Origin of the sequence: Mesorhizobium sp. ESP7-2 (assembly GCF_020164715.1) — a bacterium.
In the GTDB taxonomy this organism is placed as follows: Bacteria; Pseudomonadota; Alphaproteobacteria; order Rhizobiales; family Rhizobiaceae; genus Mesorhizobium.
This window is the reverse complement of the sequence record NZ_JAIUGQ010000026.1, coordinates 1-21403: the sequence shown is the minus strand read 5'-3', so window position 1 is coordinate 21403 and position 21403 is coordinate 1. Positions and strand designations below refer to the sequence as shown.

At 63.8% G+C, this 21403-nt stretch carries 12 protein-coding genes and 1 pseudogene; 8 read left to right on the top strand and 5 right to left on the bottom strand.

The genetic code is table 11. The annotated features are described in order from the left end of the window. Positions 1-133 precede the first annotated feature (133 nt). The 3 genes from LB543_RS22145 to LB543_RS22135 all read left to right on the top strand — a co-directional run bounded on the left by LB543_RS22145 (position 134) and on the right by LB543_RS22135 (position 13075). On the top strand, positions 134-11524 hold the full coding sequence (locus tag LB543_RS22145; protein WP_224615545.1) for an autotransporter-associated beta strand repeat-containing protein: 11391 nt from the start codon (positions 134-136) through the stop codon (positions 11522-11524). An 89-nt stretch (positions 11525-11613) separates the two neighbouring features. After that, positions 11614-12165 carry an invasion associated locus B family protein gene (locus LB543_RS22140; protein WP_224597464.1) on the top strand — a complete coding sequence of 184 codons (552 nt, stop codon included), beginning with the start codon at positions 11614-11616 and terminating at the stop codon, positions 12163-12165. Between the two features lie 583 nt (positions 12166-12748). Beyond that, positions 12749-13075 carry a DUF736 domain-containing protein gene (locus LB543_RS22135; RefSeq protein WP_113190782.1) on the top strand — a complete coding sequence of 109 codons (327 nt, stop codon included), beginning with the start codon at positions 12749-12751 and terminating at the stop codon, positions 13073-13075. Positions 13076-13135: 60 nt separating this feature from the next. Here the strand turns inward: LB543_RS22135 and LB543_RS22130 are convergent, their stop codons facing one another. Continuing rightward, positions 13136-13441 carry a helix-turn-helix transcriptional regulator gene (locus LB543_RS22130; protein WP_318012997.1) on the bottom strand — a complete coding sequence of 102 codons (306 nt, stop codon included), beginning with the start codon at positions 13439-13441 and terminating at the stop codon, positions 13136-13138. A gap of 134 nt (positions 13442-13575) precedes the next feature. Between LB543_RS22130 and LB543_RS22125 the strand changes: the two genes are divergently transcribed. From LB543_RS22125 to LB543_RS22110, 4 genes are all read left to right on the top strand, one after another. Further along, positions 13576-14259, top strand: coding sequence for a hypothetical protein (locus LB543_RS22125; RefSeq protein ID WP_224597461.1), 684 nt, complete (start codon positions 13576-13578; stop codon positions 14257-14259). A gap of 130 nt (positions 14260-14389) precedes the next feature. Next, the gene (locus LB543_RS22120; protein WP_224597458.1) at positions 14390-14584 is read left to right on the top strand and encodes a transcriptional regulator domain-containing protein; all 195 of its coding nucleotides are present in this window, start codon (positions 14390-14392) and stop codon (positions 14582-14584) included. Between the two features lie 151 nt (positions 14585-14735). Continuing rightward, a complete protein-coding gene (locus LB543_RS22115; RefSeq protein ID WP_224597455.1) occupies positions 14736-15131 on the top strand; it encodes a DUF2285 domain-containing protein in 396 nt (131 codons plus the stop codon). A gap of 195 nt (positions 15132-15326) precedes the next feature. Then, positions 15327-15716: a hypothetical protein gene (locus LB543_RS22110; protein ID WP_224597452.1), complete on the top strand. Its 390-nt coding sequence runs from the start codon at positions 15327-15329 to the stop codon at positions 15714-15716. A gap of 63 nt (positions 15717-15779) precedes the next feature. Here the strand turns inward: LB543_RS22110 and LB543_RS34180 are convergent, their stop codons facing one another. The 4 genes and pseudogenes from LB543_RS34180 to LB543_RS22090 form a co-directional block, all read right to left on the bottom strand. After that, positions 15780-16145, bottom strand: coding sequence for a cation-transporting P-type ATPase (locus LB543_RS34180; RefSeq protein WP_411908777.1), 366 nt, complete (start codon positions 16143-16145; stop codon positions 15780-15782). A gap of 12 nt (positions 16146-16157) precedes the next feature. Beyond that, entirely contained in the window at positions 16158-17762 is a 1605-nt protein-coding gene (locus LB543_RS22100) for an MBL fold metallo-hydrolase (protein WP_224597450.1), read from the bottom strand. Between the two features lie 21 nt (positions 17763-17783). After that, positions 17784-18731 carry a universal stress protein gene (locus tag LB543_RS22095; RefSeq protein WP_224615544.1) on the bottom strand — a complete coding sequence of 316 codons (948 nt, stop codon included), beginning with the start codon at positions 18729-18731 and terminating at the stop codon, positions 17784-17786. Between the two features lie 207 nt (positions 18732-18938). Beyond that, positions 18939-19705, bottom strand: a pseudogene (locus tag LB543_RS22090) (IS5 family transposase). 259 nt (positions 19706-19964) lie between these two features. Here LB543_RS22090 and LB543_RS22085 point away from each other — a divergent pair. Continuing rightward, positions 19965-21197, top strand: a complete 1233-nt coding sequence (locus tag LB543_RS22085) for a hypothetical protein (protein ID WP_224597445.1) — start codon at positions 19965-19967, stop codon at positions 21195-21197. The last annotated feature ends 206 nt before the right edge of the window (positions 21198-21403 follow it).

Below are 21403 nucleotides of genomic sequence, written 5' to 3'. Positions count from 1 at the left end.
ATTGACCATGCAGCAGACGACCAGGCACCAGGCAAGCCGGACCCAGCGCCAGTCGAGCAAAAATGAACGGGAAAGCGAAGCGCCAGACGGTCGGCCGGCGGCCGCCTCTTCGCACCTTCTGCGTGGCGGCCGCATGACCAAATGGAAGGGGCAGGCCGCCAGCTTCGCGCCCAACGCCGCCGAACTGGTCTCTGTGCTGGCGCACCCTGTCGCGGTACTCGCCCTGCCGCTGGCGCTTGCCGCCGCGCTCGCTGCCGGCCCGGCCGATGCGGGGACCCGCTACTGGGACGCCAATGGAAGCGGCTCCGGCTGGGGCGGTTCTGGCACGTGGAATACAACCAATCTCAACTGGAGCGCCAATAATGATGGCGTCAGCGGCCCCTACAACCAGCCGTGGAACAACGGCGCCGGCGATGACGCCTATTTCGGCAGCACCGCCGGCACGATTACGCTGGGCGCGCCGGTCAGCGTCCACGACATGACCTTCCAGAGCAGCGGCTGGGTGTTCAATGGCAGCACGCTGACGCTCATGGGCGCGACGCCGACGATCACCGTCATCAATGACAATCACGCCGTTACCATAAACTCGGTCGTCGCCGGCACGGCGGGGCTGACGCTCGCCGGCTCGGGCGACCTTTATCTCTACAACACCGCCAACACCTTCTCGGGCGGCATCGTCGTTGCAGGCGGCGGCTGGCTCACCGTCCAGGGCAACGGCTCGCTCGGCGCGGCCACCAACACCATCACGCTCAACAGCGGCGGCTTTTCCAGCAACACGGCCCTCGACGCCAGTTGGAATGTCATTCTTGCCGGCACCGCCACGATAGGCGGCCAGGCCGGCTCGGCGCTTATCACGGGCGCGGGAAAGCTCTTCGTCAACGACGGCGTCACCCTGAGCAACGACAACAACACCTATGTGGGCGACACGCAGTTTTCCGGCACCGGCGGCCAGGCGCACCGCTATTTCACGTCGGTCCGCAACACCGGGGAGGCCAGTTCGCTCGGCAGCGGCGGCGACATCATCATCACTGGCAACGCCCAATATACCGACAATGTGCACTACACTGGCGACGGCGATACCTCCGACCGTACGTTCCGGTTTTCCTCCAACAACACAGCCGCCGTACTTCGCAATGACGGCACGGGCACGCTGGCGCTCACCGGGTCGATCATCGTCGCCGGCTCGGCCACCAGCTTCACGGCCACCAGCGGCGATCTTGCGCTCACCGGCACCATCAGCGCGGACGTCGCCGACACGTCGAGTGTCGGCTTCAGCGGCGGAGCAGGGCGCACAATCACGCTGGGCGACGCCAACTCCTATAACGGCTTTACCGGCGTCACGACCGTCACGGTCGTCGCCTCCACCCTGGCGAACATTGGCAGCAACAGCTCCTTCGGCACAGGCAACGCGAACAGCCAGATTCAGATCAACGGCGGCACGCTCAGCTATACGGGCGGCGCTGCCGGCACCGACCGCACCTGGCTGTTCTCCAACAATGCCTCATTTTCGAACAACGGCTCGGGCGGACTGACCCTCACCGGCGCGGTGCAGTTCGACGCTGCGGCTAGCTTGGACGTGCTCAATCTCGGCGGCTCCTACGGGGGCGTGAACACGATCTCGAGCAATATCACCGGCTCCGGCAGCATCGCCATGAACGGCGCCGGCACCTGGGTGCTCTCCGGCAACAACAGCTATACGGGCACCACGACCGTCACCGCTGGCACGCTGGTGGCCGGCGGCGCCACGGCCTTCAACCAGCTGAGTGGTGCCACGGTCGATGGCGGCATGCTGGACCTTGGCGGCTTCGACTACGGCTTCACCAAGCTTGAGGGCGCGGGCGGCCAGGTCGATATCGACAGCGGCAGCCTGACGCTCAACGTCGCCAACGGCACCACCGCCACCTATTCTGGAACGATCGTCGGCGCCGGCGACTTCACCAAGACCGGCGCGGGCACGCAGGTGCTGAAGGGCGCCAACACCTATACGGGCAATACGACCATATCCGGCGGCACGCTGGAGCTCAGCTTCGCCGGGGCCGGCGGCCCGACAAGCGATATCATTTCGTCCTCCTCCACGCTCAACATGGGTGGCGGCACCTTGGTTGTGACGGGCGTCTCGGGAGAAGGCAACAGCCAGACCTTCGATGGCCTCAACATCACCGGCGGCAGCAACAAGATCGACGCCACCGACGCCACCGTCAACTTCGGCGCCGTCAACCGCACCGCCGGCCTCGTCGATTTCGGCATCGGCACGGGCGCGGTCATGACGGTCGATTCGGGCACGGTGCTCGGCGGCTGGGCCACGGTCAACGGCTCCGACTATGCCACCGTGAACGGCAGCAACCAGATCGTCGCCTTCACGGACTACGATCTCAAGGACGACGCGGCGAGCTGGCTCGACGGCGACATCGTCGCCGACACGGACGGCCTCGCCAACTCGCCGTTCTACGGAACAGCCAGCGATGCCGGCGGCGACAATATCGTCCAGCTCGGCGGCCTGCGCTACGCGGCGGCCGCAAATTCCATCGTTACCGTCGGGCTCAACCAGACGCTCGGCGTCGACGGCGCCATCATCATAGGCTCCAGTGTTCTCGGCACCAGTCAGACCATCAATGGCGGCTCGGTGCGGGGCAGCGCCGGCGGGGTGCTCGGCGTCCAGCAGAGCAGCGCCGGCACCTTCACCATCAATTCCACCATCGTCGACAATGGCGCGGCGACCGGGTTCACCATGGCCGGCACCGGGACGGGCGCCGGCACCGGCAAGGTGGTGCTCGGCAACGACGCCAACACCTATACCGGCGCCACCTGGGTGACGCGCGGCACGCTGGAGGTCGGCACGCTCGCCGATGGCGGCTCCGCCAGCAGCATCGGCGCCTCCGGAGCGGGCTCGGAAAATCTCGTCCTCGAAGCGGCCAGGCTCCGTTACACCGGCGGTACGGCAAGCACCGACCGCGGCCTGACGCTGATGCGCTCGGGCGCCGTCACCGGCAGCATCGTCGACGTTTCGCAGGCCGCGACGGAGCTTACGGTCGGCGGCGAGATCGTCAGCCCCGACGGGGCGGGTCTCACCAAGGAAGGCGCCGGAACGCTGATCCTGACCAATGCCAACAGCAGCTATGCCGGCGTCACCACCGTCAGCGCCGGCACGCTGGTCGTCACCAGCCTCGGCGACGGCGGCGCCAACAGCACTATCGGCGCCTCCGGCAGCGAATCGGCCAATCTCGTCATCGCGAACGGCGCGACGTTCCGCTACGACGGCGCGACCGCCGCCAGCGACCGCGGCTTCACCGTCGGCACCGGCGGCGGCAGGATCGGTGTCGTCGGCGGCACCACGCTGACCCTGAGCGGCACGGCCGCCGGCGCCGGCGGCTTCACCAAGACCGGAACCGGCACGCTGGTTCTCTCCGGCACCAACACCTATACGGGCGGCACCCGGGTTTCGGAGGGCACCCTGCGCGCCGGCTCCACAGACGCCTTCAACCCCGGCGCCAATTTCATGGATGTGCTGGCAGGCGCGACGCTCGATCTCGGTGGCTTCGATATCACCACCGGCGTGTTGACCGGCGGCGGCCAGGTCAATCTCGGCGCCAACACGCTCACCTCCACCAACGGAACCGGAATTTTTACGGGCACCATCAGCGGCACCGGGGGCTTCACGCGCAGCGGCGTCGGCACGATGACGGTCTCGGGCTGCAACAACGACTATACCGGTGCCACCACCATCGATGGCGGCGCGCTGAGCGTCGGCTGCCTGGCCGATGGCGGCATCGCCAGCGACATCGGCGCCTCCAGCGCCGATTCGGCAAACCTGGCGATCCTCAATTCCGGCGTGCTGCAATACACCGGCGACGACGTGGCGATCGACCGGGGAATCACGCTTTCAAACAGTTGGGGCTATATCGACGTTTTCAAGGCTTCCACCGTGCTGGAATTCGAGGGCGATGTCGTCGGCGGCGGCGCGCTGCGCAAGCGAGGCGACGGCACGCTGATATTGTCCGGCACCAACTCCTACACGGGCGGGACCTATATCGATGCGGGCATCCTGTCCGCTGGGTCGACCGATGCCTTCGGCAGCGGACCCATCACGGTGACTGACGTTGCCGGCGTAACCGTCAGGCTCAACGACTTCGACAACACAATCGGATATCTCAGCGGCGGCGGTGCCACCGGCGGCGATGTCGAAATGGGTAGCGCAACGCTGACGCTCAATTGGGCCAGCGGCAACGCCACCTATGGCGGCACGATCAGCGGCACCGGTGGCCTCGTCAAGAATGGCGGCATCAACCAGGGCCTGAGTGCCTGCGACAGCAGCTATACGGGCGGCACTACGATCGGCGGCGGCCGGATCACCGCCACCTGCCTTGCGGATGGCGGGCTGAACAGCTCCATCGGCGCTTCCAGCAGCGACGCGGCGAATCTCGTCATAGGGGGGCCGTCCGATGCAGTTCTCAGCTATGTCGGCGACGGCGACACCACGGATCGGCGTTTCACGCTGCGAGGGACGAACAGCTACATCCGCAACTATGGCACCGGCGCGCTGGAGTTCACCAACACGGCCGCCGTCACCTACGATTATTCCGGCGCCGGTAACCGCAACTTCCGCCTCGGCGGTACGAACACCGACACCAATATCATGGCCGCCGAGATCGACGATGCGGCTTCGAACGGCGTTTCCCTCCTCAAGGAGGAAGCCGGCACCTGGCGCCTGACCAACGCCAATAGCAGCTATACCGGCGTCACCCAGATCAACGCGGGCGTGCTGGAGGTGACGAAGCTTGCCGATGGCGGCTCCGACAGCAGCATCGGCGCCTCGAGCTCGGTCTACACCAATCTGCTGATCCTCGACGAGGGGCATCTGCGTTATGTCGGCACCGGCGACAGCACCGACCGCCTGTTCCGGCTCGGCACCGGCACAACCTATATCGAATCCTCCGGCACTGGCGCCGTCAACTTCACCGGACCGGGCTCCATGGGCTTCTACACTCCTGGCGCGCGCACACTGGCGCTGGGCGGCACCTATACCGGCGACAACATCATGGGCGTCGTCATCTCGGACCAGGCCGCCAACAAGACGACGCTGGCCAAGAACGATGCCGGCACCTGGATCCTGACCGGCAACAACACCTATACCGGCAACACCGTCATCAATGACGGCAAGCTGATCATCGGCAATGGCGGCACCGCCGGCAATGTCGGCACGGGCGAGGTGATCCTCGCCTTCGATACCGGCGTCCTCGGCTTCAACCGCAGCGACACGTTCAATTTCGCGGGCGTGATCAGCGGCCCCGGCACCATCGAGCAGATGGGCGAGGGAACGACCGTGCTCACCGCGACCAACAGCGTCGGCACGACGAAGATCTCCAAGGGCACGCTGCAGGTGAATGGCGCCCTGACGACGCCGACAATCGCCATGGCCGGCACCTCGGCGCTCACCGTCAACGGGACGGTCGGCGCGACCGCCGGCGGCACCTCGACGATCACCGGCGGCGCGGGCGCCAGCACGATCACCGTTGGTGCGGCCGGCACGCTGCGGGCCAATGGCGACCTCGGCGGCGGCAGCGATACCGTCAATCTTACCGGCGCGCTGAACACAGGCGCCGGGGTTCTCAATCTCGGCGCCGGCAACGACACCTTCGTTCTCAACTACGACACGGCCACGCTCAGCGGCGCGGGTATCAACGGCGGCACCGGTGGGGAGACCGGCAGTGGCGATACGTTGCGGGTCTCGAACTCTCTGCTGCGGACTCTCGATGGCAGCGGCATCGCCGGTTTCGAGAGCCTCGACAAGCAGAATGCGGGCACATTAATCCTGACCGGCAGCCACAGCTATAGTGCCGGCGTTACGATCGAGGCCGGCGTGCTGCAGGTCGGCCAAGGCACGCCTGGCGCAACGCTCGATACCCCCAGCATCCTTGACAACGCCACTCTCACCTTCACGCTGGACGACGACTACACATTTGCTGGCACGATCTCTGGCACGGGACAGTTAATCAAGTCGGGCACGGGCACGACGACGCTCACCGGGACCAACACATATGCCGGGCTCACCAGGGTGCTTCACGGCACTTTGCTAATCGATGGCGACCAAGCCGGCGCTACCGGACAGACCTCCGTTGGCGTCGGCGCGACGCTCGGCGGCACGGGTATCATCGGAGGGAACGTCACGGTCGCGAACGGTGGCGCGCTGAGCCCCGGCGATGCGGGCAATGCGCCGGGAGTGCTCACCATCAATGGCGGGCTCAACCTCAACAACACCTCGGCGCTCAACGTCAATTTCGGCCAGGCGGGCGTGCCGGGCGGTGCGTTCAACGACCTCATCGATGTCGGCGGCAACCTGACGCTCGACGGCACGCTGAACATCACGCAGAGCGCGGGCGGTAGCTTCGGGCCGGGCGTCTACCGCGTCATGAACTATGGCGGTACGCTGACCGACAATACCCTCGACGTCAGCGACCCGAACTATTTCGTGCAGACCTCGGTGGCCAAGCAGGTCAATCTGGTCAATTCGGCGGGCCTGGCGCTCAGCTTCTGGGACGGCAACGCCGGCCCGCATTCCAACAGCGCGGTCGATGGCGGCAATGGCACGTGGCGCGCCGCCGGCGACCAGAACTGGACGGATTCGACCGGCGTCTTCGCCGCGCCCTTCGCCAATGCCAGCTTCGCCATTTTCCAGGGCGCCGCCGGCACGGTGACCGTCGACGGCACCAACGGCCCGGTCCAGGCCGCCGGCATGCAGTTCGCCACCAACGGCTACCTGGTCCAGGGAGCTGATATCGCGCTGGTCGGCCCGCAGTCGATCATCCGCGTCGGTGACGGCACGTTGGCGGGCGCTGCCTATGTCGCGACGATCGCCTCCAACCTGACGGGCGCCACCCAGTTGGTGAAGACCGATCTCGGCACGCTGGTGCTGTCGGGCGCCAACAGCTACACGGGCGGCACGGCGATCAACGGCGGCACGGTGCAGGTCGCGTCCGACGGCAATCTCGGCGATGCTTCCGGCGGCCTTTCGCTCGATGGCGGCAGGCTGCACACCACGGCCGATATCACTTCCGCCCGCGCCGTGACGCTCAACGCCGGCGGCGGCACTTTCGACACCGACAGCGCGACCAGCCTGGCGCTGAACGGCATCGTTTCAGGGGCAGGCACGCTGACCAAGACGGATGCCGGCACGCTGGTCTTGACCGGCGCCAACAGCTATCAGGGCGGCACGGTCATCAATGGCGGCACGGTCGAGGTCTCGGCCGATGCCAATCTCGGCGATGCGGCCGGGGCGCTCACCTTCGACAACGGCACCCTGCACACGACCGGCACATTCACCGCAGGGCGGAACGCGACGCTCAATGCCGGCGGCGGCACCTTCGACACCGACAATTCGACGGTACTGACGCTGACCGGCGCGGTCGGCGGGGCAGGCGCGCTGACCAAGGACGGCGCCGGCACGCTGGTGCTCACCGCCGACAGCACCTATGGCGGCGGCACCACGATTTCGGCCGGCACCTTGCAGCTTGGCAATGGCGGCGCGACGGGCTCGATCACCGGCGACGTGCTCGACAATGGCCTGCTCAGCTTCAACCGCTCCAACCTCTATACCTTCGACGGCACCATCTCCGGCAGCGGCGGCGTCAGCCAGGACGGAACCGGCAACACCGTGCTGACGGCCGACAACAGCTACTCCGGCGGCACGCTGATCGCCGGTGGCGGCGGGCTCTACATCAATGGCGATCAGAGCGCCGCGACCGGGCCGACCAATGTCAACAGCGGCACACTCGGCGGCACCGGCATCATCGGCGGCGATGTGTTCGTCGACGTGGCGGGCCGACTGGCCCCCGGCGACCTCGGCGCCGCGCCCGGCACGCTCACCATCAACGGCAGTCTTCAACTGGCCGCTGGCTCCAACCTCGACTACAGCTTCGGCCAGGCCGGTGTGGTCGGCGGCGCCTACAACGACCTGACTGTCGTGCATGGCGATCTCACGCTCGACGGTACCATCAATGTCACCGAAGCCCCCGGCGGCAATTTCGGACCGGGCATCTATCGCGTGATCAGCTATGACGGAACGCGGACCGACAACGGGCTGGACAGCAACTCGCCCACTCACATCGTCCAGACCTCGATAGCCGGCCAGGTCAACCTCGTCGACATCAGCGCCATGACGCTCAACTTCTGGGACGGCGATGCCGGCCCCAAGAGCAATGACGCCGTCAATGGCGGCAACGGCACCTGGCGGGCGGCCGGCGACGACAACTGGACCGGTCCGGACGGCGACATCAACGCCGCGTTCTCGAACGGCAGCTTCGCGATCTTCGCCGGCACTGCCGGGACGGTCGATGTCGACAACACCAACGGCCAGGTGCAGGCCGCGGGCATGCAGTTCGCCACCGACGGCTACCTGATCCAAGGGCAGTCCATCGAGCTGCTCGGGCCGCAGGCGACCATCAGGGTCGGTGACGGGACCGTGCCGGGTGCAGGGTATGTCGCGACCATCGCCGCCACCCTTGAAGGGACGTCGCAGCTGGTCAAGACCGATCTCGGCACGCTGGTGCTTGGCGGCAGCAATACTTATAGCGGCGGCACCGCCATCGGGGGCGGCACGCTGCAGGTCTCTGCCGATACCAATCTCGGCGATGCGGCGGGCGCGCTGTCGTTCGACAATGGCGCCACGCTGCAAAACACCGCTGCCTTCAGCTCGGCGCGTGGCGTCACGCTCGATGCCGGCGGCGGCACCTTCCAGACCGATGCCGACCTCACGCTGTCGGGCCTGATCGGCGGCGCCGGCGGCTTCACCAAGACCGGCAACACGGCACTGAAGCTGACCGGCGCCAACAGCTATGCCGGGCCGACCACGGTCGCGGCGGGCGGGCTCTATGTCGACGGCGACCAGAGTGCGGCAACCGGGCTGACCTCGGTGCAGATCGGCGCCACGCTTGGCGGCAAGGGCACGATCGGCGGCAATGTCAGCGTTGCCGATGGCGCGACGCTGTCGCCGGGATCCGCGGACGGCACGCCGGGCACGCTGGCGATCGCCGGCGACCTGACGCTCTCCGGCGGCTCGATCCTGAACTATTCCTTCGGCCAGGCCAATGTCGCCGGCGGCACGCTCAACGACCTCACCACGGTCGGCGGCAATCTCGTTCTCGACGGCACGCTCAATGTCACTGTCTCGCCGGGCGGCAGCTTCGGTCCCGGCATCTACCGCGTCTTCGATTACAGCGGCACGCTGACCAACAACGGGCTTGCGATCGGCTCCATCCCGTCGTCGAACACCTTCGTCCAGACCTCGGTCGACCATCAGGTCAACCTCGTCAACACGGCTGGGCTCGACCTGAACTATTGGGATGGTGACGCCGGTCCGAAGTTCGACGGCACCGTCAATGGCGGCAACGGCACCTGGCAGGGTTCGTCGGGCAACGACAACTGGACCGAACAGACAGGCGTCGTCAACGCGGCCTATTCCGACGGCGCCTTCGCCATCTTCGCCGGCACCGCAGGCACGGTGACGGTGGACAACAGCCTCGACCAGGTGACGGCCGCCGGCATGCAGTTCGCCACCAATGGTTATATCATCCAGGGCGGCGATATCGGGCTCGTCGGGCCACAGTCGACCATCCGGGTCGGCGACGGCACCAGCGCCGGCGCCGGCTATACGGCAACGATCGCCTCGGCGCTCAGCGGCGACACCCAGATCGTCAAGACGGATGCCGGCACGCTGGTGCTGACCGGCACCAACAGCTACACCGGTACCGCCATCAATGGCGGCACGCTGCGGGTCGCGGCCGATGCCAATCTCGGCGATGCGGCGGGCGGGCTCTCCTTCAACGGCGGCACGCTCGACACCACCGCCAGCTTCGCCAGCGGCCGCGCCGTCGACGTTCTCGGCCAGGGCACGCTCTCGACCGACGCCGGCACGACGCTGACGCTGAACGGGGTGCTGTCCGGTGCCGGCGCCTTGACCAAGAGCGGCGCCGGCACGCTGGCGCTGACGGCAGACTCGTCCGGCTTCACCGGCACCACCGCGATCGGCGGCGGCACGCTCAATGTCTCTGGCAGCCTGTGCGGCACGGTCAACGTGCTTGCCGGCGGGCGGCTCGAAGGCACGGGCACGGTCTGCGACACCACCAACGCGACAGGCGCCATCATCGCCGCCGGCAATCCGGGCGTGCCCGGCACGCTCACCATCGCCGGCGACTATACCGGCAATGGCGGCACGCTGGAGATCGAGACCGTGCTCGGCGGCGATGCCTCCGCCACCGACCGGCTGGTCGTCACCGGCGACACCGCCGGCACCACGACGCTTAAAGTGGCCAATCTCGGCGGCGGCGGCGCGCAGACGGTCGAAGGCATCAAGATCATCGATGTCGGCGGCACCTCGGCCGGCACCTTCTCGCTTGCCGGCGACTATGTCTTCCAGGGCGACCAGGCCGTGGTCGGCGGCGCCTATGCCTACCGGCTCTACCAGAATGGCGTCAGCACGCCTGCGGACGGCGACTGGTATTTGCGCTCGGCGCTGATCAACGGATCGCCGCAGCCGCTCTATTCGCCGGCCGTGCCGATCTACGAGGCCTATGCCGGCGTGCTGCAGAGCCTGAACGAGCTCGGCACACTGCAGCAGCGCATCGGCAACAGAACCTGGGGCGAGGGCGCGACGCCCGAAGGGGCCGACGTGCCGGGACAGGGGCCGGTCGACGGCAAGGCCATCTGGGCCCGCATCGAGGCAGCGCATACGAAGCTCGACCCGAAGACGTCGACCTCCGGCACCGACTATGACGTGACGACCTGGAAGTTTCAGGCAGGTGTCGACGGCCAGCTTCACGAGAGCGAGGCCGGCGTCCTGATCGGCGGGATCGTGGTCAATTACGGCACCGCCTCATCCGATGTCTCGTCGACCTTCGGCGTCGGCTCGATCAAGGCCACCGGCTACGGCGTCGGCGGCTCGCTGACCTGGTTTGGCGACAGCGGCTTCTATGTCGACACGCAGGCGCAGGCGACCTGGTATGACAGCGACATCCGCTCCGCCACGCTGGGCACCACGCTTGCCGACGGCAACAACGGCTTCGGCTATGCGCTGAGCGTCGAGACCGGACAGAAGGTTGCACTCACCGGCAAGTGGTCGTTGACCCCACAGGCGCAACTCGCCTACTCGTCGGTTCGCTTCGACACCTTCACCGACAAGTTCGGCGCGGTCGTATCGCATGGCAGCGACGACAGCCTGATCGGCCGCCTCGGTGTCTCCGCCGACTATGAGGACCAGTGGGCCGACAGCGCCGGGCAGGTCAGCCGCACACACATCTATGGCATCGCCAACCTCTACTACGATTTCCTCGACGGAACCGATGTCGATGTCTCCGGCGTGCGGCTGATCAGCCAGAACCAGACGCTGTGGGGGGGTGTCGGCCTTGGCGGCTCGCTGGACTTTGGCGACGGGAAATACGCGGTCTTCGGCGAGGCGATCGCCAAGACCAGTCTGCAGAAGTTCGGCGACAGCAATTCCATCGGCGCCAAGCTCGGCTTCAGCGTGCGCTGGTAGATGCGAGCCTCACTGCAAGGCAGAGATATCGGACCATCCGGGAGCAATGCTCACTTCCGGATGGAGGCTTGAATGAAACGGACAAGAACATGAATCGGAAGCATTGGGGCAGCAGCCTCCTATTGGTAGCCACCGCGCTGCTGGTCATGGGCTTTGCCATCTCGGCGTTTGCCCAGGACGCCGGCCTGCCGGGCGGTGCGACCTCCCTGAGGGAGGGGCATGGCGACTGGACGGTGTCCTGCAACGTCACGACACAGAATGGGGCTACCGGCAAAGCCTGCGCACTCTCGCAGGAGCAGGCCGACGCGCAGTCGCGCCAGCGGCTGCTGGCCATGGAATTGCGCCCCAATGGCGAGGTGGTCCAAGGAACGCTGGTGCTGCCATTCGGCCTGGCGCTAGACCAGGGCGCGACGCTGCAGATCGACGACGGCGTGGTGCTTCCGGCGCTCCGCTTCCGCACCTGCCTGCCCGGCGGTTGCCTGGTCGACCTGAGCTTCGAGGGAGACACCTTGGCGGCTCTGCGCAACGGAACCAGCCTGAAGGTCAAGGTGGTCGCCGACGGCGGCAAGGAAACGAACCTTGCTTTGTCGCTGAAAGGCTTCGGAAGCGCGCTCGACAGGACGGCGGCGCTGCTGCAGTAAGATTAGGATGCCGGTGAAGGCAGGCCGGCACTGGCGGCGGTCCGAAGCCAAATCAGCTAAATGACGCTTGGCTGGTGTGCCCCTGGAGCGTGCGTCTGCCATCAGATCGAATTTGTCAAATATCCCTGTCTTGATTTGGACGCCGGTAGCTCCTGTCCGCTTGCGGCCATATTAAGATACTCGTGGTGTGTCGCCGTGTGCGCAGGCACCGGATGAGCAAAGGCTTTGATGCATCGGCAAGCCATTGTAGGCTGACATCCTGGCGAACCAATCCGCGTTGGCTCTGAGCCACCGATGCTGCCATGGGCTCCGTCCTCATTTCGCGGAGCGCACCAACGATCTCTCGAACGGGCTGATCTGGCCGAAGGACAGCTGACGCCTCGATCGCCTTTGCCGCAATGGCGCGTCGCGGGTTTCTTCCCCTGGGCCAAGCCCATTCCTCTCGCAACCAAGAAACACGCGCCTGCGCCATCCTCCGCTCTGCTGCGGTCGCAAGCGATGCGGCGGCGGTCGCCTTCGGCCTCACGATCGCCATCGAGGTCGCATGGTGCGGGCTCGGAAACGAAGAAAACGGAGACTGAAAATGGCTACCATCGGCACTTTCAAGAAGACCAATGCGAACGAATTCACCGGCGAGATCGTCACCCTCAGCGTCCAGGCCAAGGGCGTGCGCATCGTCCCCGACACCCGGGCCAGCGGCGAGAACGCTCCAAGCCACCGCGTGGTGGTCGGCAAGGCCGAGATCGGCGCCGCCTGGTCCAAGCGCTCCAACGAGGGCCGCGACTATCTCGGGCTCAAGCTCGACGATCCGAGCTTCACCGCTCCGATCTACGCCAACCTCTTCGCCGACGAGGAAGGCGAGGGCCACAGCCTCATCTGGTCCCGCCCCAACCGCCGCAACGGCGAATAAGGTCGCAGACGCCTCGCCCGGTACCGGGCGAGGCATCTTCTGATGGTGACGGAAGCTCGCTTATGATTGATCGGAACGGCTGGCGAGGCGGACGCCCGCGCCGCCACCATTCTCCGGGATAAACTGTATACCTGCGGATTCAAATGCGCGTCGCAACGCGTCAATAGTGACTCTGTTTGCTCTTAGCGGACCCGGCAGAGGCTCTAATCGTTTGATTGTAGCGAGGGATACTTTCGATCGTTCCGCAAGCGCTTTCTGATCCCATTGAAGCAAAGCGCGTGCGGCTCGAATTTGCCCGCTTGTAAGTTCATCTATACCAAAAGTATCATTTGATGCCATAGGGCTTGATTTTTTGTCCGCGTTCATCTAAATCGCCACTGTTACCGACGCATCCGGCCGGGGATGACCCAAGGTCGGCTATGCTGCGGTGAAGCGGCCGAGCAGGGTGCAGCAACACCTTGCCCGACCTGACCAAAGCCAAGCTGTGTGGAGCTCGGATCATGGCTGATTCCGACAATACCACGACTTTGTCTTCCGTCACGTCTGGACGGGAGCCGCAATCTTCGTTGACCAAGGACGATCCGCAGGCTTTCACGACTCCGGTCACCGATGATCAGCAGCTAGCCGATCCCGCACTTGTCCGGTCCCTTGCCTGGGTTGATGCGCACGTTGCGATGCTCGCCTCCTGTATCAGACAACAGCAGACGGAGGAGCGGCTCTTGGACCGCGGCGCGCTCTTGTCCGTCGACGGAGCATTCGAGCGCGGGGAGGGGGCTGACGCTGACGTCGGCTATCTCGATTTGCGGACGGCGGAGCAGGATGATGCTGACAGGGCCGACGCCCTGTTGGCTGAGATCGCGGCCACACCTGCCCAATCGCTGGCGGGTGTGATCGCCAAGCTTGCGGTCATCGTTCGGGAAGCACACGATAATAGTGACCTTGGTGAATTTCCGCTGCCGCACATCCGCTCTGCGTTGGCCGATCTGCGGCGTCTCACGCAGGACGCGATATGCGACCCGCCGGCCGGCTGGCCCGCTGGCGACCAGTCGATCGGCTCGCTGTTCGAACAGCCCGCCTCGTCTTTCGCGGCCTGGCGCGCCTTCGATGCGTGGAGCCAGGGCGATGACGACGCCTATCGCGCCTGGACGGACACATTCAAGACACTGCAAGGCACAAGCCAGTAGGCATCGCTAACCTCCCGGCCTGATCGCTAGGCGCTGGGATCACTCCTCGTCCATTCGTCAATGACGGAATCCAAGGATTTCGCTCGACTCCGCATCCCCCTATCAAATCCTTGAGAAGGGAAGGATGCGCATGAAGCCGGATACATCGCAGTGGCGTGACCCACAGGCATATGCGTTCGTCAAAGGCGCAGCCGCCGATGTGATTGCCTGGGAGTTCCTGCGACGCAATCCGCAGTATCAGCAGGACTTCGCAGCCTCCCGCTCAGCCAAGGCGGTGCACGTGTTACGCAAGCGCTGGGGTTTGCAGTTTCGCAGCCCGGCCTGACCAGTCCGCTGTCGAGCAGCCTGTCTATTGGGCGCCTCAAATCGACCCTGGGGTCATCAATCTTGTCGAGGTTCCGCCCGGTCTGCGCCCGCGGCAGGGAACCTCCCACCTTCCACTTGCTGCGGGCCTGCATGACGAGGTCGGCCTTCACATGCGTTCTGGCGGTACGCAAGTGGCGCTTCTCGGCGATGCGCAGCCAGGTGTACCGCTGGCCGCCATAATTCCGCTCGACGACATGGCGCACGACCGGCTCCAGGCGATTGAGCGATTCATCCGCTCGATCCACAGGCAATACCTTCCCGACACCCGCTTGACGGCGGCTCAGCGCCGCCGCCTAGGCCATATGCTGAGATGCCTGGATGGCCGCGACCAGAAGGCATCCCACTTCGAAGTCGCGACCGCCTTGTTCGGCCGGCGGCTGGTCAGCGCCGCCGACTGGCATGACTCGGCTTTTCGCTACCAGACGCATCGCCTCGTGCGCGACGGCCTGAGGATGGTCGAGCGCGGCTATCGCCAATTGCTGCGCGCGCGGCGGCGCCATTCCTGAAAGGGTTCTGGTCCGTTTTCGTGCGCTGTCTGCAGGCCGAAGAGTGCTTTCGATCCTTAAGACTGATCGGTCATCCGTGACGGCTCGCAGAACCTTTAGGTTTGGGGAGGGGGAATCATATCATGCTGACATAACGGCGCGAGCCGTCGTGTTACACTCCCCGGTAATGTACTCAACACCCGGGGATGCCTTGGCATGAAAGGAAGAGAGATCACCACGACCAAGATCAATCGCCGCGTCTTGCTCGTCCATTCCAGCGCCATCGCCTTCGCGTCGACAGTGGCGGAAACAGCATGCACCGCAGAGCCGCCGCCCAGCAAAATACGGGCGCTGATCGAAGCTCACATGACGGCATACGCGGCGTTCGGCAAGGCTGTCCATGAGATGGGTGCCAGCAGCAGAAGCTACGACCGAGCCAGTCGGGAGGAGGAGAGGGCGCTGCTGGCTATCTGTGCATGTCCCGCGGCCAGCGCGGGCGATCGCCTAGCGAAGGCCCGATATCTTCTGGAGATCGAGGCGCGCGGCGAACTGGACCTGCCAGAGCACATGCAGGCTCTTCTTTGCTCGACGATCTCAAAGGCGTGAGACAACAGCCCGCCAGCCTCCTTTAGATCATCCGCGGTCAACTGGCGGAAGGGCAATCGACGCCTAGCGACGTCCGCTTTGCGCCGTACAGGCGGGCTTAACCTTTGATTGGGAGCATGCGACGCTTAACTCCGCAGCGGCTAACGCGCCGCCTCGGCTAGACCACGTGGTGGTCGACGACTTACGCAAAACTGTCCCACAAGGCAGAAGCAGATAGACCATGCCTCCGCCGAGCAGAAGCGCCAGCATCGGCTCCCGAATGACCTCAAAGGCTATTCTCGACGGTGTGCGTCGATTGGACCTGGGCAACTCGTTCGGGCCCTCGGCGACAAGTCTGGCCTGCGCCTCGGTTTCACTGAGGCCGCGCGGGCTTTCTCCAATTGCCGAAGCGCCGGCCGGACTTTGCGTTTTCTCGAAACTAAGGGGCATCAACTGCTGCATCTAATCGCCCGGGGCAGCAAGTGCTCGCTGCATTTGCCTGATGATTTTGGCTCGACCTCGTTCGTCCGCTGCCGAGTTCACCGCCTCACTTACGTCCAGCAAGAGCCTGGAGAGATCGTTGTGCCAGTCGAGACGGCCAACACTTTCAGGCTTCAGCCTGCGCGTCGCGTTGACATCGACTGGGAAGCAACCGCCTGGGGCCAATCGGAACGCGTCATCAAGCTGCGGCTTGATGATTTTGCTTTCAGGAAACGATCCCTTGAGACGCTCTCCAAGCCCTGCAAGACCTTCTTCCTCACCATGAGTGAGAAACACCGATTGCCCAATGGGGCCGCGAGCCAATATCCAGGCCACGAGCTCTGCAGCATCCGCATGACCGGAGTATAGATCGAACAGGGTGATGGTCGCCCTGACTTCGATTTCCTCGCCCTGGATGCGCACACGCCGGGCGCCATCCAGAAGAATTCTCCCGAGGGAACCCTGGACCTGATATCCGGCCATCATGACGGTGGCGTTCCTGCGCCAAAGGTTGGCCTTGAGATGATGGCGTATGCGCCCCGCATCGCACATGCCGCTGGCGGCTATCACCACGAAGAAGCCTGTCAGGCGATTGATCGCCTTGCTCTGCTCCACGGTATCGGTGAACCGCAGTTCGGCTGAAGTCAGAGCCTTACGCAGCGCGTCGCCGTTCTCGATTTCACTGGCATGTCTCTCGAATATGGCGCTTGCGCGCGTTGCCAACGGCGAGTCGACGAACACCGGAGCACTCGGAACCTCTTCCGCCTTCATCAGCAGATAAAGATCAACTAGCAATTCCTGCGTCCGCTCCACTGCGAAGGAGGGAATGATCAGGGGGCCGTTCGCCCGTGCCGCGCCGCGCACGACGTCGCCGAGCATCGAGCGTCGCTGTTCAGGCGAAACGTCGGGGCGGTCCCGGTTGCCATAGGTCGCTTCGCAGATGAGATAGTCGACCCCGGCAGGACCCTGCGGATCGGTTTGCAGCAGTTTGTGCCCCGGACCTATGTCCCCCGAGAACACAAAGCGCATCGGCGGCTGCCCACCTCTATCGATCTCCAGCTCAACCGACGAGGAACCGAGCAGATGGCCTGCATTCCAGAAGCGGACCCGTAGGCCGTTGGCTACGGTCGTCCAATCGCCATATGCCGCATTGCGAAACAGAGGCATGCATGCAGCCGCATCTACCTGGCGGTAGATCGGTTCAACTGGCGGCCTGCCGCGCTGAGCATTGCGGTGATTGAGATGATCCACTTCCGTTTCCTGGATATGCGCGGCGTCCGGCAACATGACGGAGCAAAGATCGATTGTTGCGGCCGTTGCGTAGATCGGTCTCCGGAAGCCTTGCCTGACCAGCTTGGGCAGGAGACCGCTGTGATCGATATGCGCGTGGGTAAGGATGACGGCATCGATCGCATCCGGTGGAAATGGGAATGCACCGTAGTTCAGTTCCCGCTCGGATTTCGAGCCCTGAAACAAACCGCAATCGATCAAGATCCGCCAGTGCGCGGTTTCGATCTCGTAGCAGGATCCGGTTACGCAACGCGTCGCGCCATGGAAGCGCAAGACGGGATGCTGAACGCGATCCAAGATCGTAGGCCTAGTGCGACATCAGGACCGGCAAGCGCAGATCCGACAGAATGCCTTCTGTGGCTCCGCCGAGCACAAAGTCCCGGAGGCGAGAGTGGCCCCATCCGCCCATAACCAGCAAATTGCCGCCGATCTTAAGGGCGTGCTCCTGAAGTGCCGCGCCGATCGGATTGTCGCCGGCATGAACGACTCGACTTTGGCCGTGAGGCCCCGTGCCCGTAGAACATGCGCCAGACGATCGGCCACATCCTCGCGCGGCAGGACCTTTTCGTCCGTCACGGTGATGATCGATATCGCCGATGCCCGTTCCAGGAACGGCTTGGCATCCGCCACGGCCCGCGCGGCAACTCGGCTGCCGTCCCAAGCGATCACTACATGGTCGAGGGGGCCGACATCTTCGTCGCCCGGAAGGATCAAAGTCGGCCTGCCAGAGCTGAACACGACCTCTTCAGCAATCATCTGGGAGGCTTCGTTGTTCGGTGCCCAACCTATCATGCACAAGTCAAAGTAACGGCCCTCCTTGGCGGCCGCCTCTCCCATCAGCGCCGGCTGGGCTTGCAACTCTTGGCTAGTCAAGGTGACACTGCATCGCGACGCTTCGGCCGCGACTGCATCCAGCAAGGTCTTGCCTCTCTGTCGGCTGGCCGCCTCCACCTCCCGAATCTTGGTGGGGAGATCGAGCAGGAGGCGGGACAAGGCGTTCGAGACGTCGGGAATGTCCACATTGACAACCGCAACATCAAGCGCGGCGCTCAGCCACCTCGCCGCTGCGACGGCATTCGACACAACTTTCGGCCCAGGCGGATCCGGATAGGTTGGCAAGAACACAGATGCCAGGAGTTGCATCACCAAGGCTCCTTCCACGGTGGCACAAATGCCAGAGGGTTTTAGCTTGGCTATCGCGGTTTCGGGCCGAATGCCTTGATGCACATCAATTTGCGTGACCCATTTCCCCCAGACCTGGAACAACGAGTCGCGTATCCTGAACTCGGGCGAGACTGCGTGCCGAGGGTCACTTCAATCTGAGGTGCCAGGAGAGGGGCTCGGCGGCAGTATTGGTCTCGACCGCAGCGGCTGCTTGATTTCGCTGGCGATCCGATGCGCTGCTCAGAACCTCCTTAAAGGGCTCGACTTTGTCCAAATTCGTCGATCTCAGCTACCGTCCACGTCCGCCGCTTAGGACGTAGACTCATTACTGCGTAGCCAGATGCGAGTTGAGACGAGTTTGAGGGCAGCAAGGTAGTTTTCTGCCAGCTTGTCGTAGCGTGTCGCGATTCGCCGGAACTGCTTGGCTTTATTGAAGAAGCGCTCTACGAGGTTCCGCGCCTTATAGAGGAAGGGACTGAAGCAGATCGGGTCCTTGCGGTTGGACTTGGGCGGGATGTTGGCCCAAGCCTTTCGCTCGGTGATGGCCGCGCGCAAGGCGTTCGCATCATAGCCCTTGTCGGCGAGCAGCATGGCGCCCTCGGGCAAATCCCTGATCAAGTCGACTGCGGAGGCGATGTCGCTCTTCTGGCCTGCCGTCAGCGTTAGCTTGATCGGCCTCCCTTGGGCGTCGACAAGAGCATGGATTTTGGTTGTTAGCCCGCCTCGAGAACGACCGAGACAATAATCTCGACCCCCCTTTTTGCCGTCGCGCCCTGCTGATGGACGCGAACAATGGAGGTATCGATCATCTGTACCTCGCCGTCATGGGCTTTGGTAATGTCGGCCATGAGGCGGTCCCACACACCTGCTTTCCGCCATCGGACAAAGCGGTTGTAGCAGGTGGTGCGTGGGCCGTATCGCTCTGGCAGATCGCGCCACGGCGCACCGGGTCTCAGCATCCAGAAGATGCCGTTGAGCACCCGCCGGTCATCGACGCGCGGCACTCCTCGCGGCTTGTTGGGCAACAGCGGCTCGATCACGCGCCATTCGAAGTCGGTCAGGTCATATCGGCTCATGCGGAGCCTGAATCAGATTTTGCCGCAATATGAAAGCCGGCCAGTCGGAAAACTGCCCCCATATTGCCATTACTGGCATAGTTCCGCGCGCCATGGTGATCGGCATCCTCGCTGGGATATCCTTGGTAAGGTACCTGATCTACTGCCAGGCTTATTCATTCGTTAGTAAGGCGAAGTTAGACCCAACGAGGAAGATAAAGTGCACGCCCCTAAGATCGGGGATCGCGATATCGTCCGTGAGCTTCGATAGGATCGGATCATGCATTTTCCCGCAGGTTTGGCGCTGGTGCTGCTGCTAGCAATGTTGTCGATCAGCGAAGCAAGGGCGGGAAAGGTGGCCACCTCCGGTTGTGGGGATGGGCACTACGATCCGGTCCCAGCTTTGATGCCGTTGAAGTCCGGTCCATTGGCTCTGGCAAAGATTTTTTGCCTGAAGATTCCTGCAAGCAATTTTCCAGTTTCTCCCCCTCAGCCGTCGCCCGATCACAACAGTGTCTTCGTCTTCGACAGCATCCAAGGGTTATCTATCACTCGAACGGGCACTGCGGCGGGAAGTCAGCAATTCGACGGACGCATTACAGCGGTCTTGCCGTTCATGGGGAATGTTCCATTCGCGTGGTCGAATGACTCCCGATCAGTCCTCGGCGTCCGACAGGAAACGGCAAAGCCAAGCGGCTTCGCCCTTGGATCACTCAGGCCTTTCCGCTTCCACATCAACGGCACCAACGAGAAACTTGCTGAGTTGTCTAGCTCGGCCGGGCCCCTCGACGAGATATATTGGATCGGCCATACCGGGTTGGCGATTGCAGCATTCGGAACGAAAGGGGCCTATTACCGACCAGACCATCCTGATCTCAAGCCGACGATCGCCTTTGTTGACGTGCGTGCGGGCAAAGTGATCCAGTCGGTTGCGATCGCAGATGTGCCCGGCCTAGCTGTCAAGTCCAGGATAAATGGCGTTGCTTCCGGATTGGACGTCCGAGGAAACGCCTATGCTTTGATCACCATTGCGCCAAACCAGTGGCTGCTGTGGAATCAGGGCCAATTGCCTCGCCTCGTTTCGATCGGCGTAAAGCCACGGTGGACGCCTTACGCACTCTCACCTGGCGGCAAAACTGTACTCGTCATGAGAAATCTGAGCGCAACCGGGGTCATATGCGAACTCAATCCGCGATGTCCTGCACCAACCCCACAGAGCGGCGCAATCGCCGAACTCCATGAGCTTCCCAGCGGTAGACTATTGTGGACCCTTACCGGGACGGCAAATACATTCGCTCGGAGTGACGTACCATCGGTAAGCCCGAATAATCGATTTGCACTCATCTCAATGCCAACCGGCACAGTTGCGCTTATATCGATGACGAACGGCGCAGTTCTTCAAGAGCTTCCAAAGCCCTGGACGAGCGAATGTGCGATGGGCTTCTCGGCCGACGGCAAGACGATTTGGATTAGCGGCGGATCCCGCATCGTCTTCTACAAGCTGATTGCATAGCTGCCTCTTCTCGATGTCTGGAGTTCTGTCGTCCCCCAGAGGAAAGGCAGCTATCCGACCTTCTTCGCCGGAAGCTGCCGGTCCACAAACACCACACCTCGGTCATCCAGCATTTATGAGTTTACGGCCTAGCACTACTTTGGCAGATTTTTAGTTCTGGGAGCGTTTTGAGGATTCCCAAGAGCGGTTTTGCGTGATTCATGAGA